Annotated in this window: 20 protein-coding genes and 1 riboswitch; of the genes, 17 read left to right on the top strand and 3 right to left on the bottom strand. The window is 41.0% G+C overall.

Annotated features, from left to right (window positions below; all coding sequences use genetic code 11):
• Positions 1–14: 14 nt before the first annotated feature.
• Both ABC374_RS13850 and dapF read left to right on the top strand, forming a co-directional pair.
• On the top strand, positions 15–1,316 hold the full coding sequence (locus ABC374_RS13850) for an NCS2 family permease (protein WP_413018404.1): 1,302 nt from the start codon (positions 15–17) through the stop codon (positions 1,314–1,316).
• Positions 1,317–1,499: 183 nt separating this feature from the next.
• The gene (gene dapF / locus ABC374_RS13845) at positions 1,500–2,486 is read left to right on the top strand and encodes a diaminopimelate epimerase (RefSeq protein WP_413018402.1); all 987 of its coding nucleotides are present in this window, start codon (positions 1,500–1,502) and stop codon (positions 2,484–2,486) included.
• Positions 2,487–2,952: 466 nt separating this feature from the next.
• On the opposite strand, the gene ligD is transcribed toward dapF, so the two are convergent.
• Entirely contained in the window at positions 2,953–4,812 is a 1,860-nt protein-coding gene (ligD, locus tag ABC374_RS13840; protein WP_413018400.1) for a DNA ligase D, read from the bottom strand.
• Between the two features lie 150 nt (positions 4,813–4,962).
• Between ligD and ku the strand changes: the two genes are divergently transcribed.
• The 11 genes from ku to ABC374_RS13785 all read left to right on the top strand — a co-directional run bounded on the left by ku (position 4,963) and on the right by ABC374_RS13785 (position 22,565).
• The gene (gene ku / locus ABC374_RS13835) at positions 4,963–5,805 is read left to right on the top strand and encodes a non-homologous end joining protein Ku (RefSeq protein WP_309077882.1); all 843 of its coding nucleotides are present in this window, start codon (positions 4,963–4,965) and stop codon (positions 5,803–5,805) included.
• A gap of 493 nt (positions 5,806–6,298) precedes the next feature.
• Positions 6,299–6,949 (top strand): MOSC domain-containing protein, encoded by a 651-nt coding sequence (locus ABC374_RS13830; RefSeq protein WP_413018397.1) that lies wholly within the window; start codon positions 6,299–6,301, stop codon positions 6,947–6,949.
• A 111-nt stretch (positions 6,950–7,060) separates the two neighbouring features.
• A riboswitch (SAM riboswitch) is annotated at positions 7,061–7,159 on the top strand.
• Positions 7,160–7,262: 103 nt separating this feature from the next.
• Positions 7,263–9,110, top strand: coding sequence for a bifunctional homocysteine S-methyltransferase/methylenetetrahydrofolate reductase (locus tag ABC374_RS13825; protein ID WP_413020359.1), 1,848 nt, complete (start codon positions 7,263–7,265; stop codon positions 9,108–9,110).
• Positions 9,103–12,552 carry a methionine synthase gene (gene metH, locus ABC374_RS13820; RefSeq protein ID WP_413018395.1) on the top strand — a complete coding sequence of 1,150 codons (3,450 nt, stop codon included), beginning with the start codon at positions 9,103–9,105 and terminating at the stop codon, positions 12,550–12,552. The genes ABC374_RS13825 and metH overlap by 8 nt, the downstream gene beginning before the upstream one ends.
• Before the next feature lie 102 nt (positions 12,553–12,654).
• Entirely contained in the window at positions 12,655–13,422 is a 768-nt protein-coding gene (locus ABC374_RS13815) for a polysaccharide deacetylase family protein (protein ID WP_413018393.1), read from the top strand.
• Between the two features lie 53 nt (positions 13,423–13,475).
• Positions 13,476–14,267: a dioxygenase family protein gene (locus ABC374_RS13810; protein ID WP_413018391.1), complete on the top strand. Its 792-nt coding sequence runs from the start codon at positions 13,476–13,478 to the stop codon at positions 14,265–14,267.
• Between the two features lie 376 nt (positions 14,268–14,643).
• Positions 14,644–17,496, top strand: coding sequence for a 2-oxoglutarate dehydrogenase E1 component (locus ABC374_RS13805; RefSeq protein WP_350299117.1), 2,853 nt, complete (start codon positions 14,644–14,646; stop codon positions 17,494–17,496).
• Position 17,497: 1 nt separating this feature from the next.
• Positions 17,498–18,775, top strand: coding sequence for a 2-oxoglutarate dehydrogenase complex dihydrolipoyllysine-residue succinyltransferase (gene odhB, locus ABC374_RS13800; protein ID WP_054400414.1), 1,278 nt, complete (start codon positions 17,498–17,500; stop codon positions 18,773–18,775).
• A 229-nt stretch (positions 18,776–19,004) separates the two neighbouring features.
• On the top strand, positions 19,005–19,757 hold the full coding sequence (locus ABC374_RS13795) for a DeoR/GlpR family DNA-binding transcription regulator (RefSeq protein WP_402905028.1): 753 nt from the start codon (positions 19,005–19,007) through the stop codon (positions 19,755–19,757).
• Complete coding sequence (gene pfkB, locus ABC374_RS13790) at positions 19,757–20,677, top strand: 1-phosphofructokinase (protein ID WP_413018388.1); 921 nt, start codon at positions 19,757–19,759, stop codon at positions 20,675–20,677. Before ABC374_RS13795 ends, pfkB begins: the two co-directional genes overlap by 1 nt.
• A gap of 4 nt (positions 20,678–20,681) precedes the next feature.
• Positions 20,682–22,565: a PTS fructose transporter subunit IIABC gene (locus tag ABC374_RS13785; RefSeq protein ID WP_413018386.1), complete on the top strand. Its 1,884-nt coding sequence runs from the start codon at positions 20,682–20,684 to the stop codon at positions 22,563–22,565.
• A 44-nt stretch (positions 22,566–22,609) separates the two neighbouring features.
• On the opposite strand, the gene ABC374_RS13780 is transcribed toward ABC374_RS13785, so the two are convergent.
• Positions 22,610–22,978: a VOC family protein gene (locus tag ABC374_RS13780; protein WP_413018384.1), complete on the bottom strand. Its 369-nt coding sequence runs from the start codon at positions 22,976–22,978 to the stop codon at positions 22,610–22,612.
• 187 nt (positions 22,979–23,165) lie between these two features.
• Between ABC374_RS13780 and ABC374_RS13775 the strand changes: the two genes are divergently transcribed.
• From ABC374_RS13775 to ABC374_RS13765, 3 genes are all read left to right on the top strand, one after another.
• Positions 23,166–23,570 (top strand): secondary thiamine-phosphate synthase enzyme YjbQ, encoded by a 405-nt coding sequence (locus tag ABC374_RS13775; protein WP_350299111.1) that lies wholly within the window; start codon positions 23,166–23,168, stop codon positions 23,568–23,570.
• A gap of 39 nt (positions 23,571–23,609) precedes the next feature.
• On the top strand, positions 23,610–24,185 hold the full coding sequence (locus tag ABC374_RS13770) for a GNAT family N-acetyltransferase (RefSeq protein WP_413018381.1): 576 nt from the start codon (positions 23,610–23,612) through the stop codon (positions 24,183–24,185).
• Positions 24,186–24,290: 105 nt separating this feature from the next.
• Entirely contained in the window at positions 24,291–24,890 is a 600-nt protein-coding gene (locus tag ABC374_RS13765; RefSeq protein ID WP_350299109.1) for a cell wall hydrolase, read from the top strand.
• Between the two features lie 63 nt (positions 24,891–24,953).
• Here ABC374_RS13765 and ABC374_RS13760 read toward each other — a convergent pair whose 3' ends face one another.
• The gene (locus tag ABC374_RS13760; protein ID WP_413018379.1) at positions 24,954–25,541 is read right to left on the bottom strand and encodes a DUF2087 domain-containing protein; all 588 of its coding nucleotides are present in this window, start codon (positions 25,539–25,541) and stop codon (positions 24,954–24,956) included.
• A gap of 161 nt (positions 25,542–25,702) precedes the next feature.
• On the opposite strand from ABC374_RS13760, the gene trhA reads away from it, so the two are divergent.
• Positions 25,703–26,347, top strand: coding sequence for a PAQR family membrane homeostasis protein TrhA (gene trhA, locus ABC374_RS13755; RefSeq protein WP_101225198.1), 645 nt, complete (start codon positions 25,703–25,705; stop codon positions 26,345–26,347).
• Positions 26,348–26,382 lie beyond the last annotated feature (35 nt).

Genomic DNA, 26,382 nt, shown 5'->3' with positions numbered 1-26,382 from the left:
AATAAGGATACAACATGAAGAAATTAAACTTGGAAACGTTTTTTCATTTTTCCGATTATGGAACGAATGGAAAACGTGAAATCCTTGCTGGAGTGGTCGGCTATTTTACGATAGTCTATATTCTCATCGTGAATTCCCTGATATTATCGGAAGCGGGCATACCGATTAATGGTGCAGTGATTGCCACGATTCTTTTATCTGCTTTAAGCTGTGTCATGATTGGACTTTGGGCGAATGTCCCAATCCTCCTCGTTCCAGGAATGGGCGTAAATGCCCTATTTGCTTATACCATGGTTCAAGGAATGGGTCTATCTTGGCAATCGGCTCTTGGTGCTGTGTTTATCTCAGGGGTAATTTTTGTAATCATCGCTTTTACAAAATACTCTAAGTTAATCAGTGATTCGATTCCAAGTTCGATAAAAGAAGCCATATCTGTCGGTCTTGGCTTATTCTTGATGCTAATCGGTCTTGAAAAGGGCGGGATAATCACAGGAGGTTCATCATCAATCGTCGCACTCGGAGATTTAAGCGATCCAGCGGTGTGTGCAACGGTGTTGACCTTTTTACTGGCAATCACGCTGTTCATCAAGAATGTCCCCGGTAATTTCATGATTACCATCCTGGCAGGCAGCCTCATTGCCTATTGCTTCGGGACGGTTCAACTATCGGATATCCATTTTTCAGGCATAGACACAGCTTCCTACGGCGATCTTTTCTTTTCATTATCGTTCCTGGAAGCAAACCGGATTGAATTCTGGATAAGTGTATTTGCGATGACGATGGTTCTTGTTTTTGAGAATATTGGTCTTGTACACGGGCATGTAGACAGTATCAACCGCCAGGATGCCTATAAAAAGTCGCTCCAGGCGACAAGTGTGTCCGTTCTATTATCAGGCTTATTCGGTTCGAGTCCTACCGTTGCAACAGTAGAAACGGCAGCTGGAATCGCATCAGGAGGCAGGACTGGTTTTACTTCAGTGGTGACAGGCGTGCTATTCATTTTATCACTGTTATTTATACCGGTGATTAAAGTAATCCCTGATAGCGCCATTGCCCCCATCTTGATTATCATTGGCATTTTGATGCTCGGAAATATAAAAAAGCTGGATTTCAGCGATTTAACCGAGAGCATACCTGCAATCATGATCATCACGATCATTCCTTTCACTTACAGTATTGCCGATGGAATGGCATTCGGTTTCATCCTGTACCCGTTCTTGAAGCTTGTAACCGGAAAAGCGAGAGAAGTGTCAGCCCCGATGTATGTGAGTGCCGGAATGTTTATCGTCTATTTCATCATCGGTATGATCGGTTAATAATTCAAAAGAGCGGTTGGAGTATGAGTTAATTCTTATTCCAACCGCTTTTCTTATTGGGTTTTTCGTCGAAAAAAGGATTTATTGTGATTTACGCGATGACACATCCATCTTTAAAATGCTATGATATAGAATATTAAAAAAATGATAAATGACAAGCAGCATATTAGAGGATGTGACAGGATGATTATTGAAGGTTTAAAAAGCCATGGTTCAGGAAATGATTTCTTGATCATTGATGAATTGACTACAACCCTGACGTTTACTGAAGAACAGCGGAAAAATTTCGCGAAGGCCCTATGCAATAGGGAGAAGCTTGGAGCGGATGGTATTTTGTTTGTAATGAAAAGTGAACATGCTGATTGCCGGATGCGTGTCTTTAATGCGGATGGTTCGGAAGCCTCGATGTGCGGCAATGGACTTCGTTGTGTTGCACGTTACGCGAACGACGTTTTAGGGCTAGATAAAATGATCGTGGAAACCATGAAGGCGGATCTACTCGTGGAAAAAACGGAAGATATTTATGAGGGCATTCCGACTTTCAAGGTGGAAATTTCACCAGTAAGTTTTAATGTGAAGGATCTACCTCTTGTATTGGCTAAAGAACAGCTGCAAAACGAACCAATGCCGGAACTTCATGATACCCTGCTATTTTCGGCATTGGCGGTTCCTAATCCACATTTGATCACTCTCGTCGATAGTGACGTTTTACAAAGTGATTTGCAGGAAGAACTTTCAACAAAGGTCAATCAACCGAATGAACTTTTCCCTGATGGTGTCAATGTCAGCTTTGTGAAAGAGCTGGAACCAGGGAGCATTTATGTGCGGACATTCGAACGGGGAGTAGGCTTCACGAATGCATGTGGAACGGCGATGTCTGCTTCAAGCCTTGTAACATGCTCTGTTGGTTTAAACGCATTGGAAAGTGAAATATCTGTCTACAATAACGGCGGAAAAGTTAAATGCGTTGTCCATCATGATGAAGAAAGCCAAAAGTATTCAATTGATTTAATCGGGAATGCAACCTATGAATTCAAGGTATCGATTGAAATAGACTTAGATCAGCCTGAAAAATTTGAAATGCTTGAAAAAGAGGATTTTGAATTGGAAACAAGCTTATATGCCAAGCTTCAGGATGAAGTGCAAAGTTATTTGAATACAAAATTATAATGAAATTTTTAAACTGCAGGCGAACTTGAAAAAAAGCGAGTTTGCCTGCAGTTTTCTTATTAAATAAGTTGCAGTTGATTTCAGCCGGAGCACTTTTTTCGTCCTTCGCCGTACCTTTCCGGAGCTTTTTCTCGATAATCCACCCAGTTATTTTTACCTTCACCGCAAATAATCAGGCCGTTGACGATTTTATCCGACCTTCGCCGCATTTTATTAGGCCGTTGACGATTTTATTCGACCTTCACCGCCATTTATCAGGCCGTTGACGATTTCATTCGACCTTCACCGCCATTTATCAGGCCGATGACGATTTTATCCGACCTTCACCGCAAATTATCAGGACCTTCACTGCACTTTATCAGGCCGTTGACGATTTTATTCGACCTTCACCGCAAATTATTCGACCGTTCGTGATTTCATTCGACCTACACCGCACTTTATTCGACCGTTCACAAATTTATTCGATTTATGGGTTTACTTCAGTTGTTGGTCTTTTTTGTTTTAGGAACGATAAAACTTCCAAAAAGGCTGGTCCATTATCGACAAGTCTGTAATCCATAAAAGCACATCCATCCCTTTTTATTCTGTTTGGGATGGTTTCAATCGTATAGTTCTTTAACTGGAGATTTTCGTCGACTTCCTCCCAAAACAAAGGTGTAGCCACACCCGCGAAAGAATTTCCCCGTGGGGAATAAGGCTGGATGATGGTTTTTCCTTCACTATGCTGCACAAAGTCCAAGTAAAGTCGATTGTGCCGATTTATTTTCATTCTTTCCGTTGTAAAATCATTTGGGTTGGAACTTGTTAAGTAGTCACCAAGAAAGTCGGTGAATATGCGTGTCTCCTGATAAGTAAATCTGTCTTCAGGCAATGGAATGTGAATTTGCAGTCCTTTGTTACCTGAAGTTTTTACAAAAGCTTTAATCCTTAATGATTCCATCACTTTTTTAATTTCCTGTGCGGCCTTTATCGCAAAGGAGAAAAATTCGATGGAAGGGGGATCTAAGTCCAGGACGATTTCGTCGGGTCTTGTTTTACCCGCTTTCTGAAAGGGGGCATGGAATTCCAATGCAAGCTGATTACCAAACCAAAGAAGCGTTTCAATATCGTTACACAGCATGTATTCGATATCCTCATCCATGAACGTTTTAATAAAGGCCGGCGCATAATCAGGTTTGTTTTTCTGGAAAAATCTTTCTTTATCCAAAGTGCCATGTGGATAGCGGATCGTCGTAAGCAGTTTATCCTTCAAGAATGGTAAGAAGAAAGCTGAAACCTCCCGTAAATAATGAAGGTATTCAACTTTCACCACCTGTTTACCTTCTGTTATCCAAAGCGGTTTATCTCTGGAAGTTATTTGTACCGTATCTGGAAATGTGTATTGGCCTAGCACAAATTTCTCCCAGGTACATTCATCGGGAGTCGTTTGCAAAAGCCATTGCGAAAACTGAGGTTCACGCAGTTCATTTTCCTCATATACGTGTAAGAATTGAACTTCGATGCAAATGGATGGATGGATATAAAAAAATTGTGCATCTTCATCTGATGCATTTTGCTTGATCAATTGATGCAATATACTTTTATCTCGAGCACTCAGTCCATTTTTGACACTTCCGATTTTCGTTACGGCACCTTCTTTGAAAACTGCGAGGGAAACGTAACCATTTTCTTTGTGCAATGCTGTAATGAAACAAGAAACGGTCTTCCAATTTTTCACCTTAATCCAAGCTGTTGTACGTCTTCCTTCTTGCCAAGCACCCCGAATTTCCTTGGCGACAACCCCTTCGCCATCTAACAGGGTGACCTTATTCAAGGCATTATCCAAAACGTCAAAACTCTCTATTAATTGTATCAAAGCCTTATCGTTGGGATTAGGAGGCATGGGAAGACCGAGTTTTCCCCCCATATTCAACATCAATTCCCTTCGTTCCACCATAGGTTTAGCTGCTACGTCTTTTCCGCTGATGCGAAGCAGGTCAAACGCTATAAACCGACATGGGGAAAAGCGGGCATTTTCTGAAATTAAGGATTGTTTCCCAAGGCGTCCTCGCCACTGTATTTGAAAAAAGTCTGCTTTCGCCTGATTGGTAAGCCAGACCAATTCTCCATCTAACTGAAGCGGGAGATAATCTTCCAGGCCCAGGTCTTTGATGTAAGCAATGATTTCTGGAAATTGTGGTGATAATTCCTTCTCATTCCGACTCGAAATGCTTATGGTATCGGAGTCTATCGTTAATATAGCCCTAAAGCCGTCATATTTGACTTCATAACGCCAATCCTTGGAGTTGGGGGCTTCAGGGTAATAGGTAGGCAGCATCGGTTTCATTTTTGTATTTACCTCCGCAAATAATTGATACCATTATTTTGCCAAAAAAACGAAGTGTTAGAGTTGGCAATTGTTTTTTCGGTTTTTTTTGAACAAAGGGGAATAATAAAATTGTTCTTCTCATTAAAAATAAGTTATGAGGTGACGAATATGCATACGATGTGGAAGGGGAGCATATCATTCGGTTTGGTGAACATTCCGATTAAACTTCATGCTGCAACGGAGGATAAGGATATATCTTTAAGGACGTTGCATAAGGAATGTCATTCACCGATTAAATACGAAAAGGTTTGTCCGGTATGCGAGAAAGAAGTGGGGAAGGATGATATAGTCCGCGCTTTTGAGTATACAAAGGGAAAGTTTGTTGTATTGGAAGACAATGAACTGGAGCAACTGAAAAAACAAAACGAAGAAAAAGCCGTGGAAATCGTGGATTTCGTTAAAATTGAAGAAATAGATCCCATTTATTTTAACCGGAGTTATTACATGTCCCCTAATGACGGGGGGATAAAAGCTTATTCCCTTTTGAGGCAGGCCCTCAAGGAATCGAATAAGGTGGGGTTGGCAAAAATCATCATTCGCTCTAAAGAACAAATGGCGGTTATCCGAGTCGTTGATAATACCTTGGTGATGGAAACGATTCATTATCCGGATGAAGTCCGCTCCACAGCGGATGTTCCGAATATCCCTGCCAATGATACCATTGTAAAAAAAGAAATCGATACTGCCGTATTATTGATAGATCAATTAACGACTACTTTCGATCCGACAAAATACACCGATGACTATCGAACCGCGTTACTAGAATTAATTGAATCAAAGAAAACGGGACAGACGACGATTACAGCGAAAACAAAAGAACCAGTTTCCAACAATGTAACCGATTTAATGGAGGCATTACAGGCATCCATAGACCGTACAAAACATGATGAACCGGAAAAGAAAAAGACGACCCGAAAGAAAGCGGCACCGAAAAAAAAGAAACAAGCGTAAACAGGAAGCTGAGCGGAAGACGCATGATGTCGCTCGGCTTTCTGCTTGTTTTTGCAAGGAATCAGGCTTCTAATAAGGAAATGAAAGGGACTTGATAAGGAGGGAAGGAAAGTACAAATAGGTAAGTCGATCACGATGCAAGAAAATGAATGGAATTACAGGGAATTAGTGGATATTAATGAAAGCAAAAAAAATTCGCTCCCTAAAGAGCGACAATGAGGAATTCAATCGTGAAAATCAACATATAGGCGAACGGTTGTAGTTTTCGACTATATATTGTGTTCATATTCTACCATATTTAATTCTGAAATAGCAACAAAATTACTGAAACTATCCTATGAATTTTTCTGGAAATCAATGATATTTCGCCCATTTAACGGCTCATGTGGCTTTTTCACTTCATATACTTATAAAAAGCTACAGAATAAATGGATTTTTAGTATAATTTATACATATAGGATGATATAAATTAAATATGAATGGAAGATGCAAAATGGAAAATGGAAAAATCAAATCACTTCATGCCGGAAAGCCGAAACAGGAAATTTTTTCGAATGTCGATATCTTTTCTGCCATGGATAAACAAGCACATGATAATGTGACAGTGACTAAATCAGGCATAATTGGTGATGGGGTAGGTAATGTAAAGTTCCATGGAGGTCCTGATCGGGCTTTGTGCTTTTACCCCTTTGAGCATTATTCATTATGGAATGAAAAATTCTCTAAAAAGCTGGATATCCCAGCATTCGGTGAAAATTTAACTGTAGCGGGGATGAGGGAAGAAGCCACGTATATCGGCGATATTTATCAAATAGGCGAAGTGATTGTTCAAATTAACCAGGGAAGGATACCTTGTTCGACCATTTCCCACTTCAATCAAGAACCTAAGTTTTTGGAACTCGTGCTGAAAACGAGTTTCACTGGATATTTTGCAAGAGTACTTCAAGAAGGAACGATAAATAAGCAAAACGAAATCGTGCTAATAGATCGTTTGCAAGAAAAAATTTCAGTTCATTATGCAGCAGAGGTAATCCTTCATAAACGAGATGGCCTGGAAGGCGCTAAGGCTTTACTTACTCTAGACTCGTTAGCGGAAGACTGGAAACAAAGAATATTGAAGAGGGTTAAAGCCGCAAAAGATTGAATCATTTTTGCAAAAGTGAAAAAAATGTCGATCAGGTATTGAAATTGACAGATTATTAATGTAAATTAAATATAATCTAATTTTGAAATCTTGTGAAAATTATATAAATGGATCTTATCGAGAGAGGTGGAGGGACTGGCCCGAAGAAACCTCAGCAACCAGCTTAGGCAAAGGTGCTAAATCCAGCAAGCAGAGCTTGATAGATGAGGAGAATGTTTCAAAAAACCTTCTTCTTTGAGAAGGTTTTTTTCCTTTTCTCTCATACTCATAAAATACGACAAAAACAGGACTGTTTTTGAGAGAGGGTGTAATGATGAATTTTCGTAAAGAAGTGAAAGAAAGAATGTTGGTTGGGGAAGGGGCAATGGGGACCTTATTGTACTCATATGGCATCGATCAATGTTATGAGGAATTAAACTGCACGAATCCAAATCAAATAGAGTCCATCCACCGTGCCTATCTCGAAGCTGGTGCAGATATCCTTCAATCAAATACATACGGAGCCAATTTCAACAAATTGAAACGGTATGGACTTGAAGATGAAGTTAGCAGAATCAACCGCCAGGGAGTCATTCTTGCTAAAAAAGCGGCAAAAGGAAATGCGTATGTCTTCGGTACCATAGGGGCACAGCGGAGTATCAGGAAATCGGATTTAAGCATGGAAGAGATTAAACGGGGGTTTCGTGAACAGCTATACAGTCTGTTGATGGAAAACCCTGATGGGATTCTCTTGGAAACATTTTATGACCTGGAAGAGCTGGAAACCGTCCTGCAAATCGTAAAAAATGAAACCGGATTGCCGATCATCGCAAATGTTTCGATGCATGAACTGGGTAATCTTCAAAATGGAATCCATTTAAATGAAGCCTTTCAAAAACTCGAGCAATTGGGTGCCGATGTTGTTGGGGTGAATTGCCGTCTCGGTCCACATCATATGATCCGGGCCTTGGAAGAAGTGAGCTTGCCGAAGGATGCATCGATTGCCATATACCCTAATGCCAGCCTCCCGGATTATGTGGATGGAAGGCTCGTCTATAAAGCTGTGCCGGAATATTTCGGTTCAAGTGCCCTGGAACTTCGTGAGCAAGGTGCCGCTATCATAGGCGGGTGCTGTGGAACGACTCCACTGCATATTCAAGCTGTAAAGAATGCAATTGGAAGTTTTGCTCCTGTAAAAGAGAAAATTACGAAACCCCGTGAAATAGAAATAATTGAAGTGAACGAAAGAGAATTGGAACTTCCACTGTACGAAAAGGCCAAGACGGAAAGGACGATCCTAGTTGAACTTGATCCACCGAAAAAGCTGGGAATAGAGAGCTTCATGACCGGTGCTGAGGTTTTGAAAAAAGCAGGGGTCGATTCCATTACATTAGCGGATAATTCACTTGCCTCACCAAGGATATCGAATGATGCACTGGCTAACTTACTAAAGAACCAATTGAATATTAATCCGATGGTGCATATAACATGCCGTGATCGAAATTTGATTGGCCTGCAGTCACATTTAATGGGTCTGCAGACGGTGGGGCTGAATGAATTATTGATCATCACCGGAGATCCTTCAAAAATAGGGGACTTCCCTGGTGCCACTTCGGTTTATGATTTATCTTCCTTTGACCTTATAAGCATGGTCAAACAATTTAATGAAGGTCTTTCCTATTCCGGTCAAAGTTTGGGTCAACGGGCGAATTTTAAAATTGCGGCAGCGTTTAATCCCAATGTGAAATATCTGGATAAAGCCGTACTGAGAATGGAAAAGAAGATTTCCTGCGGTGCTCAATCCTTTTTGACACAGCCAATTTATTCGGTGGAGCAAATCGAAGAAGTACATGAAGCTACAAAACATTTAGAAACCCCGATTTTCATCGGTATCATGCCTTTGACAAGCACCCGGAACGCAGAATTCATCCATAATGAGATCCCAGGCATTAAATTGCCCGATAACGTAAGAAGGGCCATGGCTTTAGCGGGGGATGACCCTGTAAAGTCTAGGATGGAAGGGGTTAATATCGCGCGGGAACTGGTGGACGCGGCAAGGGAAAAATTCAAGGGCATATATTTAATCACTCCGTTCCTTCGCTATGAAATGACGGCGGAACTTACGAAATATATTAGAAAAGTCGATAGTAAACAGACATCAGAGGTGGCAGTACATGAATAAAAAAGCGATTCAAGATCAGTTAAATTCTAAGATTCTCCTACTTGATGGGGCGATGGGAACCATGCTTCAAGCGGAGAATTTGACAGCAGACGATTTTGGCGGGGAACAATTCGAGGGCTGTAATGAATATTTATCACTGACGCAACCGGAAATCATCCAAACCATTCATGAAAAATATTTAGCAGCGGGCGCAGATATCATTGAAACAAATACCTTTGGAGCGACCAGCATCGTTCTTGAGGAATACCAAATAAGCACGATTGCCTACAAGCTAAATAAAATTTCAGCTGAGCTTGCCGTTAAAGCTTGTGAAAAGTATTCCAATGAGGAGTGGCCAAGGTATGTAGCTGGCTCGATGGGCCCCACTACAAAAACGCTATCCGTAACGGGCGGAACGACTTTTGACATTTTAACCGATTCTTATGAAGAACAGGCACTGGGTCTCTTGGATGGCGGTGTAGATTTGCTGTTGGTGGAAACCTGTCAGGATATGCTTAATGTCAAGGCTGCCTTTTCTGGAATCAAAGCAGCATTCGCAAAAACGGGAAAAGATGTGCCTGTCATCATATCAGGAACAATCGAACCGATGGGCACGACACTTGCCGGCCAGTCCATAGAAGCTTTTTATTTATCTGTTGAACATATGAAGCCCGTAGCTGTCGGCCTTAATTGTGCAACAGGACCGGAATTCATGATAGACCATATCAGGACACTTGCAGATATATCGAATAGTGCCATCAGTTGTTATCCGAATGCCGGGCTCCCTGATGAAGAAGGCCACTATCATGAGTCACCTACTTCCCTGGCAGAGAAAATGAAGCAATTTGCCGAAAAGGGATGGATCAATATCATTGGCGGATGTTGTGGTACGACACCAGAGCATATTAAAGAACTTTCCAGGGTCCTCGAAGGCATGAAGCCCCGTACAATTACGGAAACTGCCCATGGTCATGCCGTATCAGGCATAGAACCGCTCATTTATGATGATTCAATGCGTCCTTTATTCGTAGGTGAAAGGACGAATGTTATCGGTTCCCGAAAATTCAAGGAGCTGATACGCAGCAAGCATTACGAGCCAGCAGCCGAAATTGCACGTAACCAGGTGAAAAAAGGCGCCCATGTCATTGATATTTGTCTTGCTGATCCTGATGGGGATGAGCTTGGCGATATGAAGGAATTCGTAGAAGAGGTCGTCAAAAAAGTGAAGGTCCCATTGGTCATCGATACTACAGATGAAGTTGTACTTGAACAAGCATTAAAACATTCACAAGGAAAATCGATCATTAATTCCATAAACCTTGAAGATGGTGAAGAGCGCTTTGAAAAAATAGTACCCTTAGTCCATCAATATGGTGCTGCCGTTGTCGTAGGAACCATTGATGAAATCGGGATGGCCGTCGATGCTGAACGGAAATTGGAAGTGGCAACACGGTCTGTGGATCTGCTTGTCAATAAATACGGTCTAAACAAAAGTGACATCATCTTTGATCCGCTTGTATTTCCTGTAGGCACAGGTGATGAACAATATATCGGATCTGCTTTAGAGACGGTGAATGGAATAAAGGCTATTAAAGAAAAGTTTCCAGAATGCCTGACGATACTTGGCATTTCTAACGTTTCTTTCGGTCTGCCAGCGAGGGGAAGGGAAATATTAAATGCAGTTTTCCTTTACCATTGTACAAAAGCGGGACTCGATTATGCCATCGTGAATACAGAAAAACTTGAACGTTTCGCTCTGATTCCGGAAGAGGAAGTGAAACTGGCTGAGGCACTCCTGTTTGAGACTTCAACGGAAACCTTAGCGATTTTTACCGAATTTTATCGTGGAAAAAAAGCGGAGAAGAAGGATAATGGTGTGATCCTGCCATTGGACGAACGTCTAGGTAACTATATTATCGAAGGAACGAAAGAAGGATTGGTTGATGATTTAAATGAAGCGATTGAGCGCGGTGATACCCCATTGGAAATCATCAATGGACCGTTGATGGATGGCATGAGTGAGGTGGGTCGGTTGTTTAATGACAACCAACTTATTGTCGCAGAGGTGCTTCAGAGTGCTGAAGCGATGAAGGCGGCTGTATCTCACCTTGAACCACTTATGGAAAACTCTGAAGATAGCGCTAAAAAAGGGAAAATCCTGTTGGCGACTGTCAAGGGAGATGTGCATGATATCGGGAAAAACCTAGTGGATATCATCCTATCCAATAATGGCTATGAAGTCATTGATTTAGGGATCAAGGTTGCACCGCAACAAATCATTGAAGAGGTTCGAAAACATGAGCCAACCATCATTGGCCTATCTGGGTTACTTGTCAAATCTGCACAGCAAATGGTTTTAACCGCACAGGATTTAAGGCAAGCGGGAATAAATACCCCAATATTAGTGGGAGGGGCAGCATTATCGCGTAAATTCACCGATTTTAAAATATCACCTGAATATGAAGGACCGGTTTTATATTCCAAAGATGCGATGGATGGTTTGGCTGTAACGAATATTTTACATGACTCTGACAAAAAAGTGGTGTACTTGGAAGAGTTAGTCGAGAAACGAGAAAGGTCGAAAGCGAATGCCGCCATTGCCGCCACGCTGGAAAAACCTGTTCGTAAGCAGTCAACAGCTGCCCCTTTAAGCGATGTTCCCGTTCAAAAACCGCGGGACATCAAACGTCACGTCCTGAAGAACTATCCATTGGATGTCGTCCAGCCATATATAAATAGGCAAATGCTGATTGGTCATCATTTGGGGTTAAAAGGGAAAGTTTCCGAATTGCTTAAGCAAGGGAATGAAAAAGCAGTGCAGCTCAATGATCTCGTTGATGAATTGATCGAATTCCTAAAGACGGAACCGGATTATGGCTTGCATGCAGTTTATCAATTTTTCCCTGCTCAGAGCGAAGGAGATAAGCTATTGGTTTACAACCCGGACAATCATCAAGAGGTTTTGGAAACTTTCGAATTCCCAAGGCAAGATACGAATCCGCATCTTTGTTTAGCGGACTTCGCAAAACCGGTCTCCTCCGGGCAAATGGATTATGTAGGATTCTTCCTGGTCACTGCCGGAAAAGGAATCAGAAAATGGGCAGAAAAACTTAAGCTTGAAGGTGATTTCTTGAAAAATCACGCCCTTCAATCACTTGCTCTCGAAACAGCTGAAGGGTTCGCGGAAAGAATTCATCAATTAATGCGGGATGATTTAGGTATAAGCGATCCGATTGAAATGTCCATGAAAGAGCGATTTGCCGCTAAGTACACCGGACAAAGGTTTTCTTTTGGTTATCCTGCCTGTCCTAATCTGGAAGACCAGGAGAAGCTATTCCGCCTGTTACAACCTCAAGATATTGGCGTGGAATTGACTGAAGGATGCATGATGGAACCAGAGGCTTCCGTTTCGGCCATTGTTTTTGCACATCCTGAAGCTCGTTACTTTAATGTCGATCGATAATTCATATTATAAGGCAGCGGTATTTTTTACCGCTGCCTTATTGCGCATTAAACCGCTATATTGGTACATCTTAATGGTCAAAAGGAAGGGGATGCAACACCTATGAAGAATAAGCTTAAATTATTTCTTTCCATGGCGGGTTCTTTCATTATTATTTTGTTTCTTGTGGCTGTGCAAAACATTCAAGCTCATGCAATGGTTCCTGAAGAGATGACACCGCTCCTAAAAAGTAAGGAAAATCAGAAAATCGCCTATTTGACATTCGATGACGGTCCATCTTTGAATACCATGGATATATTGGATATTTTGGACCGCTATCAGGTTAAAGCCACATTTTTCGTTAAAGGCAACGAAGAGCCATACGCAAAGGAATGCTATCAGCAAATGATTTCCCGCGGTCATTCGATTGCCCTTCATTCATATACACATGATTATTCCATCGTTTATCGATCGACTGAGAGTTTCTTTCAAGATTTGAATAGGCTTGAAACCATGCTGCAAGAGGAGTATAGGATAAAAAGCCGTATTGTGCGCCTTCCTGGCGGCTCGAATAATCGTCTGCGGCATCAGGCGTCAACGAAACCAATCATCAATGGAATCCTTCAACAACTAAAGGAAAAAGGGTATATTTATTTTGATTGGTCCATTGACTCGACAGATGGCTTCAGTCCGTCAATAAGTGAACGACAAATCATTTCTGCTGTACAAAAAGGGACGAAAAATCAAAAGCATGTTAATATCTTATTGCATGATATCAATAGTATGAAAAATACAGTGAAAGCATTGCCTGATATAATTGAATTCCTAAAAAAAGAGGGGTATACCTTTGATACTATTGATGAGACAACCCCCAAAATGCAATTTAATTGATGAACACATTGTTTATCTATAGTAAATTAAGGTATAGGTATAGAGATTACATTGTGAAAGGATTTATCGTTTCTATGATGCCATCATTGTTTTTATCACATGGAACACCGCTATTAGCTTTGGAAAAGAATAGTTACACTTCTTTTTTGAAGGATTATATGCAAGCTATGAAGAAACCTGCTGCCATCGTTATTTTGTCAGCACATTGGGAAAATGAAGATCAAATGATTTCTGCAGTAGGGAAGCATGAAGTCATTTATGATTTTGTAGGATATCCTGAAGAAATATTTCAGATAACTTATCCTGCAAGGGGTTGCCTTGAGCTGTCAGATCGAATTTTAACCTTATTGTCCAGGATAGGTGTATTGGGAGAACTTGATGAAAGGCGCCCCCTGGATCATGGAGCATGGGGGCTTTTGCATATCATGTATCCCGAAGCTGACATCCCGACCGTATCCATGTCCATCAGTCCTGCGCTGCCATTGGACAAGCAGTATGAAATTGGGAAGGCATTGAGGAAATTAAAGGAAAGTAATGTCCTGATCATAGGAAGCGGTGGAATTGTCCATAATTTCACCCAAATTCAGAAAGATATGCATGTTGCAGAAGGATGGGCAATCGAGTTTGAGAATTGGGTCGAAGAGAAAATCATGAAATGGGATTTGCAATCTTTGTTCAATTATGAAAAAATCGCCCCTTATAGTACAGAGGCTGTGCCATCCAAAGAGCATTTCATTCCATTGGTCATCGCAATGGGCACAGGGGATGACAATAAAAAAGCGGCTCTCCTGCACAGAAGCTTTCAATATGGCAATCTGAGTTTAACAGCTTGGAAGTTTGATTGAGGTGAAAGGGTTTTCAAACTAGTTAAATTTACCTGAAAAATAATCATTATACAAAAATACAAAAATCTTTTTTTAGCGAAAAAAAGACTTAAATGAGCAAAAAAGACAGTTAAAAGCGATTTTTGACGAATTAAGCAGAAATATAGTTGAAAAAAGGTTGTATAAAGTGGTTTATCCTTTGGATATTTCGACAAAAACATGTTAATATAACATCTGAAAACGTTTTATCCTTTAAAATTTTATTATTCAATAACCAAAGTTATTTATTATATATCTTATATATATCATATATTTGGGGAAAATTTAGAAGAAAGAAATTTGGGGATGGATAAAACGTAATGAAAAAAATTATGAGAAAAATTTGGGGGTTTACAAAATGACCATCAATGATTCTAAGGTATTAGACCACTGGAAAGCTTTTTCGGGTCCAAACCTTGGGTATGTCATGGAGCAATACGATTTATTTCTAGCCAACCCGGAAGAAGTGGATCCGGAACTGAAAAACTTTTTTGAAGTAGCAGGTCCTCCTTCATTCGATGTATCGGCAGAAACAACGACTGTAAGTGCATCAACTGTACAAACTGGAGAAGTTCTTCCAATGAAGAAAATTATGTCTGCAGTGAAGTTAGCTGAAAATATCCGTGCATACGGGCATCTTGCTGCAAATATTTATCCTTTAAAAGAAGAAGCTCTGGACACTGAACAAATTCACTTTGAAAAATATGGCTTGACTGCAGATGATTTAAGGAAAATACCGGCTGACTTTATTTGTCCGGAATCACCTGAAGACGTGAAAGACGGATACGAAGCCGTACAATACCTAAAACAACTCTATACAAAAACGATAGCCTTTGAATTTCATCATGTTAATGACTTGGATGAAAAGCAATGGCTTACTGATATGGTCGAATCTGGAAACATGTTCCCGGAAGTGGGAAAAGAGAAAAGAGAACTATTACTTAAACGATTGAATGAAGTAGAAGGTTTCGAGAAATTCCTTCACCGCACATATGTAGGGCAAAAACGTTTCTCAATTGAAGGACTGGATGCTATGGTTCCGATTTTAGATGAAATGATTTCACAAACTGTCCAAAACGGAACGGGTAATGTGAATATTGCCATGGCTCACCGTGGACGTTTGAATGTGCTTGCACATGTATTAGGAAAGCCTTATGAGGTCATTTTCTCTGAATTCCAACATTCACCGAATAAAGATTTGGTTCCTTCCGAAGGTTCGACAGGAATTAACAATGGATGGACGGGTGATGTTAAATATCATTTAGGTCTGGACAAACAGATTACTAAAGCTAATATACAAAAAGCAAGGATTACACTTGCCAATAACCCAAGTCACTTGGAAGTAGTCGGTCCAATCGTGGAAGGGTATTCTCGTGCGGCTCAAGAAGACCGTACAGAAAAAGGATTCCCTGTTCAGGACATTTCCAAATCCCTTGCAATCCTCATTCATGGTGATGCTGCATTCCCAGGTGAAGGAATTGTACCTGAAACGTTTAACTTAAGCCGTTTACGCGGTTATCAAGTTGGCGGCGCAATCCATATCATCGCCAATAACATGATCGGTTTTACAACGGAAAGTGAAGATTCACGTTCAACCTTATATGCTAGTGATTTGGCAAAAGGCTTTGAAGTGCCGATCGTGCATGTAAATGCAGATGATCCAGAAGCATGTATGGCTGCTGTGAACCTTGCAAACCTATATCGTGAAAAATACAACAAGGATTTCTTGATTGACCTGATCGGTTACAGACGTTTCGGCCATAACGAAATGGATGAGCCATTGGTGACTCAACCTGAAATGTATGCATTAATCCATAAGCATCCAACCGTAAAAGAGCTTTATGGGAAACAACTTATTGAATCCGGCGAGTTCACTGAAGCTGAAGTTAAAGCGATTGCTGAGCAAGTGGATACAAGGCTTGCAGATGCATATGCGAAAATTTCCGGAAATAAACCGGAAGCTTCCAAAGAGTGTAATCCTCCTGGGATTATTGAAAAAGGACTTCCAGCCATTGAAACGGCAGTTCCGAAACAAGAACTTGTTACAATTAACGAAGAGCTTGTTAAGTGGCCGGAAGGATTCACCCCTAATAAAAAATTAGGAAAGATTTTATCACGTCGCTTGGATTCCTTTGGTCCTGACGGAAAAATCGATTGGGCACATGCCGAGACATTGGCTTTTGCATCGATTTTAAGTGACGGCACGCCAATCCGTTTAACAGGACAAGATTCAGAGCGTGGAACATTCGCACAACGTAATATCATGTTACATGATAGTGTTAATGGAAAAACATATTCACCACTTCACACACTTGAAACTGCCAAAGCTTCATTCGCTGTTCATAACAGCCCGCTTACGGAAACGGCAGTTCTGGCTTATGAATATGGTTATAATGTTTTTGCACCTGAGACACTTGTATTATGGGAAGGCCAATTCGGTGACTTCGCTAATACAGCACAAGTGATCTTTGACCAATTCATCGCGGCTGGCCGTGCAAAATGGGGTCAAAAATCAGGTCTTGTCATGCTGCTTCCACACGGTTATGAAGGACAAGGGCCAGAGCACTCAAGTGCACGACTGGAACGCTTCCTTCAATTAGCAGCTGAAAACAACTGGACAGTTGCTAACTTAAGTTCGGCAGCTCAATACTTCCATATCCTTAGAAGACAAGCTAAGATTTTGGATCAAGAACAAGTACGTCCGCTTGTCATCATGACACCGAAGAGTATGCTTCGTAATCAAGTGATGGCTTCTACAACAGAAGAATTCAGTGAAGGCGCATTTGAATCATTCGTAGAAACCAAAGCTTTGGGCAAAAAACCTAAATCGGTTGAACGCATTGTTTTTGCAACAGGTAAATTGGCGGTTGAACTTCGTGAAAAAGCGGCAACTGAAAAAAATACGGATTGGTTGCAAATCATCAGTATCGAAGAAATTTATCCATTCCCATTCACTGGAGTTCAGGAAGCCCTTAAAAAATATACAAATCTTAAAGAAATCTTCTGGGCTCAAGAAGAACCTAAAAACATGGGTGCTTGGACATTTGTTGAACCTCGCTTAAATGCAGCGGCTCCTGGCAATCTTTCAGTAACATATATAGGAAGGAAGCGCAGATCAAGCCCGGCTGAGGGAGATCCACTTGTCCATAAAAATGAACAACAACGGATTATGACTCAAGCAATTACACGCAATAATGAGGGGGAGAAATAAAATGGCTGAAGTAAAAGTACCTGAATTAGCAGAATCAATTTCTGAAGGATCTATTGCGCAATGGTTAAAACAACCTGGTGATCACGTTGAAAAAGGAGAATATGTCCTTGAACTTGAAACGGATAAAGTGAACGTGGAAATCATTTCAGATTATACTGGTACACTTTCGGAACATTTAGCGGAAGAAGGCGATACTGTCCAAGTTGGACAGGCTATCGCCATCGTTGATGAAAATGGATCAGCTGCAGCAGCTCCAAAAGCGGAAGCTCCTAAGGTTGAAGAAGCTAAAGCAGAACCAGTTAAGGCTGAACAAGCGGCTCCTGCTAAAGAGGCTCCTAAAGCAGAAGCGAAAGAAGCATCATCCACTCAACAAGTTATTGCTTCACCAGCTGCAAGGAAATTGGCTCGTGAAAAAGGAATTGACTTGACTCAAGTGCCTGTAGCCGACCCACTTGGTCGTGTACGTGTACAAGATGTAGAAGCAGCAAGTAATGCTCCTGCAGCACCTGCAGCACCTGCGGCAGCTCCAAAACAAGCTCCTGCAGCTAAACAAGCAGCCGCTCCTGTTGAAGTGAATGATGACCGCATTGAAGTGGTTAAGATGACACGCCGTCGTCAAACCATTGCCAAACGTCTAGTTCAAGTACAATCCGAAGCAGCCATGCTTACTACTTTTAACGAAGTCGATCTTTCTGCAGTCATGGAATTGCGTAACCGCCATAAGGATTCTTTCGTGAAAACAAATGACGTTAAACTTGGTTTCATGTCATTCTTCACTAAAGCGGTCATTGGCGCATTGAAAAAATATCCGTTATTGAATGCTGAAATCCAAGGCGACCATATCCTGAAAAAGAACTTTTATGATATCGGTGTAGCTGTATCCACTGATGAAGGTCTTGTTGTTCCGGTAGTAAGGGATGCTGACCGCAAAAGCTTTGCTGAAATCGAGAAGAACATTTCGGATTTAGCTGTTAAAGCGCGTAACAACAAATTGGGACTTTCAGATTTATCAGGTGGTACTTTTACCATAACAAATGGAGGGACTTTCGGTTCCCTATTATCAACACCAATCTTGAATGCCCCTCAAGTTGGGATCTTGGGCATGCATACAATCAAGACTCGTCCAATCGCTGTTGGAGATCAAATCGAAAACAGACCAATGATGTACCTGGCATTATCTTATGATCACCGTATCGTAGACGGAAAAGAAGCTGTTGGTTTCTTAGTTGCTATCAAAGATATGCTGGAAGATCCAGAACAACTTTTACTTCAAGGCTAATAAAATAATAACACCCCCCCTGTCATCATGACATGGGGGTTTTTTGTGTGAAGAACTGAAAGGATATTTTCATAGAAAAAGAGATAATGGTGTTCAAGAAAGGTTATCTCAATTAAAATTGAATGTTTTTGAAGGTGTTTTTGAATGAATTTGAGTATTTTTAAACGTTTGTGATTGATTATTCCTTCATTTTCATATATGATGATGATATTAAAGTGAGGTGGGCGAATTGTTGACAACTGAAAGGCACCAGTTCATTTTATCGATCCTTAAAGAACAAGGTACGGTAAAGCTGCAGGAGCTTGTAGATCAGCTACAAGCCTCGGAGTCGACCATTCGGAGAGATTTGGTGCAACTCGAAGAAATGAAGCTCTTGAAACGTGTGCATGGAGGGGCCTCTTTACTTCAAAGAAAAGGCCTTGAACCAACAACTATGGAAAAGCAAAACAAAGCAAGAGCTGAAAAGCAACTTATAGCAAAGCTGGCGGCTTCATTCATAGAGAAAAATGATTGTATATATCTTGATGCAGGCACGACAACTGCGGAAATGATTCCTTATTTAAAGGATAAAAATATAACGGTGCTGACAAATGGTCTTATGCATATTCCAAAACTCATCGAATTGGAAATTAAAACAGTGTTAGTTGGCGGAACGATTAAATTTTCGACAAATGCTGTTATAGGAAGTAATGCTGTACAGTTTTTGAATGAATACCGTTTTGATAAATGTTTTTTGGGAATGAACGGCATCCATCAAGATCTGGGCTTCACAACACCCGACCCGGAAGAAGCTCTACTGAAGAAGATGGCATTACGCCTCTCTAACGAAACTTATGTGCTTGCTGACAGTTCAAAACTGAATGAAGCTACTTTCGCTAAGGTGGCAGATGTAAGCGATGCCATAATTCTTACTGACAGCAATGATGAAGAGGCTGTTGCACAACTCGATAAAAATCCAAAGGTAAAGGTCGTGACCATTTAATGATTTATACAGTGACACTCAACCCATCCATCGATTACCTTGTCGAGGTGGAAAGTTTTCAAATGGGCAAGGTGAATCGAACCAGTTATGATGCAAAATTCCCTGGAGGGAAAGGGATCAATGTTTCCCGAGTGCTTAAAAGGCTGGGAAATAATACGACAGCTTTAGGATTCATCGGTGGACAAACAGGTGAATTTGTAAAAAGGTTTTTAAGACAGGAAGAGATTTTCACGGACTTTACAGAGATAGCTGGAGATACAAGAATAAACATCAAATTGAAGACAGGGCTGGAGACCGAAATTAATAGCCAAGGGCCAGTCATTTCAAAAGGGAATTATCAACAATTATTTAGTCAGATTGAACAGTTGAATAATAATGATATCCTCATTTTGTCAGGAAGCATCCCTCCAAGCGTTCCATCGGATGTATACGAAGCCATGGCAAGGTCATGTTCCGATAACGGCATTAAAGTGGTGGTGGATACAAGTGGCAAGGGATTACTGAATGTCCTTCCACACCGGCCATTTTTAATAAAGCCCAATCACCATGAACTGGGTGAGCTTTTTTCCACCGAAATAAGAACGGTTGATGATGCTAGAGAATATGGCACTAAATTGGTAGAAGAAGGAGCACAAAACGTTATTGTTTCAATGGCTGGACAGGGGGCCGTGCTTTGCACCAGTGGAAATTCATATTCCGCAAATGTTCCAAAAGGGAACGTCATCAACTCAGTGGGTGCCGGTGATTCCATGGTCGCAGGTTTCATCGGGACATATGAAAGGACAGGGGATATTTTATCGGCTTTCCGCTTCAGTCTTGCCGCTGGAAGTGCCACAGCCTTTTCAGCCGATCTAGGTACACTGGATAAAATTGAAGAGTTATTACCGCAAATTGCCATCAATCAACTAACAGGAGGCTGACTCTATGAAAATTACAGACTTGTTAAAATTGGATACAATCATAATAGATTTGCAAAGTGTTACAAAGCAAGCAGTCATTGATGAACTATCAGGAAAGTTAGCAGAGGCAGACAGGTTAAACGATGTGGAGGGTTTCAAAGCTGCCATCTTAAAACGTGAAGAGCAAAGCACAACAGGGATTGGTGAAGGGATAGCCATACCGCACGCAAAAACAGATGCTGTAAGGATACCAGCCATCTGTTTCGGCAAATCGGTCAGTGGTGTGGATTATGAATCGCTTGATGGGCAGCCAGCTCATTTGTTCTTTATGATTGCAGCAAGTGAGGGAGCGAATGCAGATCACTTGGAAACCCTTTCCCGGCTTTCTTCGTTACTGATGGATGATAAATTCAGAGCCCGCTTGATTTCTGCTTCTTCTGGTGAGGAAGTGTTGGAGATAATCAATCAAAAAGAAATGGAGGCTTATGAAGAAGAGGAGCAATCAAGTAATGGAGACAGTGGTAACAATAAAGGAGGTAAAATCCTTGCCGTTACAGCTTGTCCAACAGGAATTGCCCATACTTATATGGCTGCCGATGCGTTAAAGGCCAAAGCGAAGGAAATGGGAATCGATTTCAAAGTGGAAACAAATGGTTCCACGGGAATCAAAAATGGTTTAACCGCCGCAGAGATTGATGAAGCGGATGCAATAATCGTCGCAGCGGATAAGCAGGTGGAAATGGATCGTTTTAATGGAAAACATGTCATTATTGTCCCTGTTGCCCATGGAATCCGGAAGACCGAGGAGCTGTTAACCAGAGCCGTGAATCAGGATGCACCTGTTTACAAAGGAACTGGAAATGATAAAAGTGATGAAGGTGATTCAGCTAAAGGAGGATTGGGGATTTACAAGCACTTAATGAATGGCGTAAGTAATATGCTTCCATTTGTCGTCGGGGGCGGAATCCTGATTGCGCTTTCTTTCTTTTTCGGGATCGAGGCAGCAGATCCGGCAAATCCGGAGTATAATCCCATTGCCAAAGCATTAAGTGATATTGGAGGGGGAAATGGTGCCTTCTTCTTACTTATCCCTGTCCTGGCTGGATTCATTGCTTCAAGTATTGCCGACCGTCCAGGTTTTGCTCCTGGTATGGTAGGGGGATTATTGGCAGCACAGGCTAATGCCGGTTTTCTTGGCGGACTGATCGCCGGTTTCCTTGCAGGTTATGTAGTCTTACTTTTAAGAAAATTGTTTTCCAAGTTACCGCAAACACTCGATGGCATTAAACCGGTTTTACTCTATCCTGTATTCGGAATGTTAATTACAGGGTTTATCATGATATTTCTTATAAATGAACCAGTAACAGCAATTAACACGGGATTGACCAATTGGCTGCAGGGCTTATCCGGAACGAACGCAATATTCCTAGGCTTGATTCTTGGGGGTATGATGGCTGTGGATATGGGCGGACCTTTAAATAAAGCAGCATTCACTTTTGGGATTGCAGCCATTGAGGCATCAAGTTTCGGACCGCATGCTGCAGTAATGGCTGGCGGAATGGTTCCCCCCCTGGGAATCGCATTTGCAACTACATTCTTTAAAAGTAAATTCAGTGAAATGGAAAGGAAGTCCGGATTCACTAATTACTTCATGGGTGCTTCATTCATCACAGAGGGTGCCATTCCTTTTGCGGCGGCCGATCCATTGCGCGTTATCGTCAGCAGTGTTGTTGGTGCAGCGACGGCAGGAGCCCTGTCAATGGCTTTTAGTGTAACTTTGCCAGCGCCACATGGGGGAATATTTGTCATCCCTCTAGTCAACCATCCTTTCCGCTATTTGCTGGCGATTTTAATAGGAGCCCTCATTACCGCTTTAATATTGGGATTCTGGAAAAAGAAACAAAAATAAATTTACTACAAAAGCGGGTCCGAGATAAATGGACCCGCTTTTTATTATATCCATTCCAAAATTTCGATCCGGTTGCCGAAGGGATCGGCTAAATATATGCGGTTCGCCCCGGGCAACCTCTCATCTACTGTAAAAGAAATATGCTTAGTAATTAGATGTTGTTTAAAGTCATTAAGATTTTCAACTTCAAGTGCTGGATGGGCTTTTCTCGCGGGGATGAAATTATCCTCCGTTCCGATATGAATTTTGATCGATCCCGATTCAAACCATAACCCGCCATTGGACCTTAATGATCGAGGCTTATTCACTTCCTTAAACATTAATATCTCAGTGAAAAACTTCCTTGATTGGTCCTCGGTATTTTTGGGAGGTGCTAATTGGTAATGGTCGATTGACTTAAAAATGAAACTCATCTTACCACTCCTCCTAATTCCTTATATATCCAATTTTAAAATAAAAAGAGCAATAAGAATAGGTTATTTTTTTAATTGCTATTGATAAGATTTTCTTATGTTTTAATTTTGAATTGTTTAAAAAGCAAAGCATGAATGTAATGTTTATGGGTAAAGGAGTATTAAAATGACAAAGGAGTGAACTTACATGCTGAAGAAAAACACCTTAAAAACGACGAAAAGGGATGATATGATTGATGTTACGACAGAAGTGCAGACCTTCATTAATGAAAATGGGATTCAAGAGGGGATAGCTCTTATATATTGTCCACATACGACTGCAGGAATCACGATTAATGAAAATGCAGATCCCGATGTCAAAAAGGATATGCTAAGAAGACTGGATGAGCAATACCCATGGAACCATACATTGGATTTACATATGGAGGGAAACACGGCAGCCCATTTGAAATCTAGTACGGTTGGTTCTTCACAACAGGTGATCATCCATAAAGGGAGCTTAATCCTTGGTACATGGCAGGGTATATATTTTTGTGAATTCGATGGTCCCAGAGAAAGGCAATATTTTATAAAATTATGTGTCGACCGGTAAAATGGAAGGTAAAGCAAGGATGAAGTGGGAGGAAGCGGATTGGACGATGTTTGGATTGAAGGAAGCAAAGTAATATTGAGGAATGTTAAACAAGCCGATTTAAAACGTTTATGGAGCCTGAAATATGGAGAAGCCGATCCAGAATGGAAAAAATGGGATGCACCTTATTATCCTCTAGAACTCATTGATTTCCATACGTATATCGATAAAGAACTGAAGCATAAAACCTATGATGAGAAAATGGGGGCTTACTCCGAGTTATTAATGGAAAAAAACGATCAAATAATAGGCTCTGTTGTATATTACTGGGAACATGAACCTTCACGCTGGCTTGAAATCGGAATTACGATTTTTGAGCCCAAGTATTGGAACGGCGGTTACGGAACAGAAGCGTTAATGTTGTTCATAGGCTATTTATTCGAAAAAATGGAGATTGAGCGCGTTGGGCTGACGACATGGTCAGGTAATGAACGTATGATCGCAGTTGGAGAAAAGGTAGGCATGCAAGTGGAGGGAAGGATGAGAAAATGCCGTTATCATGAAGGTTATTATTATGATTCAATCAGAATGGGAATGCTACGGGAAGAATGGGAATCATTAAAATTTCGAAGTTAATAGACCCGTGAAAAATTTTCCTTCATTTCCTTGGAAAAAATTTAGCACTGTTTTCTCCCATATGGTCTGTTATCCTAGGAAGATGCTTAACGAGGAGGTTACAAGATGAAATTATCAGTTATAATAACCGTGATAATGACTCTAAGTGTCATCATACTTGGGATAGCTTTTCCTAAGGGAACGACCAGTAAAGCTTCGGATGGAGCAACCAAACATGTCATTAAACAAGGTGAATCGATATGGGATATTGCGAAGCAGCACGGTGTTCCAATCGGTAAGTTGAAAGAAGTCAATCATAATGTAAATAATGTTGCCGAGCCTGGTAAAACATTGATTATTCCACATGCAATGAATGAAAAAGATAAAGAATTATTAGCAAGGCTTGTGCATGCAGAAGCTAAAGGGGAGCCATACAGAGGAAAGGTCGAGGTGGCAGGAGTTGTTTTGAATCGCCTTGATAGCGATGAATTTCCTGATACTGTACGGGAAGTCATCTATCAAAAAAACCAATTCTCGCCTGTTGGTGATGGCAGTATAAATAAACCAGCAGGAGATGATGCCAAGAAAGCTGTCAATGAAGCATTGGCGATTCATGGCTACACAAATGATGCATTGTATTTTTGGAATCCTAGCATTTCGGACAGCGAATGGATGAAACAATTAGAGGTAATCAAAATCATCGGCGGTCACCATTTTGCCATATAAACTGCATCTCAAGAACCGGCTTTCCAAATGGGAGGCCGGTTTTTTATTTTTAGAATCCTTCCGTTAAACGATGTCAGCCCACATCTCGCGGGGATTCAGTTCATAAATGCTGTTTTCACGGTACATGATGCTTCCGATAATGAGTTCACGCCTTATCGTTGCATAATCATCATGGAATGACTGGATGAATTCATTCAGTTCTTTTTCTGGATATTTACGTCCCTTTTCCAGAAGGCTGCCAATATGATGAAGGATGATCATTTTCTTTTTCCTTTGTGCTGGTATTGTTTTTAGTCGGCCATCTGGCGTATAGAAGTTTTCAAGGATCTTTTTGTGTTCTAAATTCAGCTTTTGATTATCCATTTTATTAGAGTCCCCCTTAGTTGAAATCATTTTAGGTAATGCTGACGAATAATGCTTCAGTACATCTTCATTCAAAAAATAATATACCGTATTTTTTTCCCTGCGATCCTTCACTAAATTAATGTCCTTCAATTTCGTTAAATGGTGTGAAATGGTCGGGGCCGTCAATTTTAATATTCCCGCAAGTGCCTGTCCGTGTTTTGGGCCATTTGCCAGGATGGATATAATCCTAATCCTGGTTACATCACCAATCGTTTTATGGAAAGCGACCAATTTTTCTAATTGCACTTTTATCCCCCATTCTTTAATTAGATTATCATCTAATTAGATGATAATCTAATTAGTGGGTATGAATCAAGTTAATATTCACTTTTCTATATTGCTTGGAAGATCTGGTGTATACTTTAGGTGAATACAAAAAAATTAAGCCGGAATTAAGGAGCTGTAACATGGCTAATACACATGTTTATACAAAAAAAGAAGAAGTGGTCAATGCGATAACCCATGGTATCGGCGTTTTGTTAAGTATTGCCGCCCTTGTGTTTTTAATCATATTCTCAGCCCAAACAGGATCGCCTTGGCATGTAGTCATTTCAGTCATTTATGGTGTTTCCATGCTACTTTTATATGTTTCTTCCACTTTAGTGCATAGTTTTCCAGAGGGCAAAACGAAGGATATATTTGAAATCTTTGATCATTCAGCCATATATATATTCATAGCAGGGACATACACGCCCATCATGCTTCTTGTGATCCAAGGGTCACTCGGCTGGACACTGCTAGGGATAATTTGGGGAGTTGCAATCATTGGCGTCGTCTTCAAAGCTTTCTATGTGAAAAGATTCCTCTTCCTTTCGACGATTCTCTATATTGCAATGGGGTGGATGATCGTTATCGTTTGGGGACCGCTTACAGCAACGATGCCTTCAGCCGGTATCCAGTTATTGATTGCAGGGGGGTTGCTTTATACGTTTGGAGCCATCTTTTATGTTTGGCGCGGTTTTCCGTTTCATCACGCGGTTTGGCATGTATTCGTGCTTGGGGGGTCTGTCACACACTTTTTTGCGGTATTGTTTTATATCCTTCCACTATGATCACTTGGTTGATATGATATATCTGAGAGATTCTT

The organism is Peribacillus phoenicis, from assembly GCF_047238085.1.
Lineage (GTDB): Bacteria > Bacillota > Bacilli > Bacillales > DSM-1321 > Peribacillus.
The sequence above is the reverse complement of the archived record's forward strand: the minus strand, read 5'-3'. Positions and strand labels throughout refer to the sequence as shown.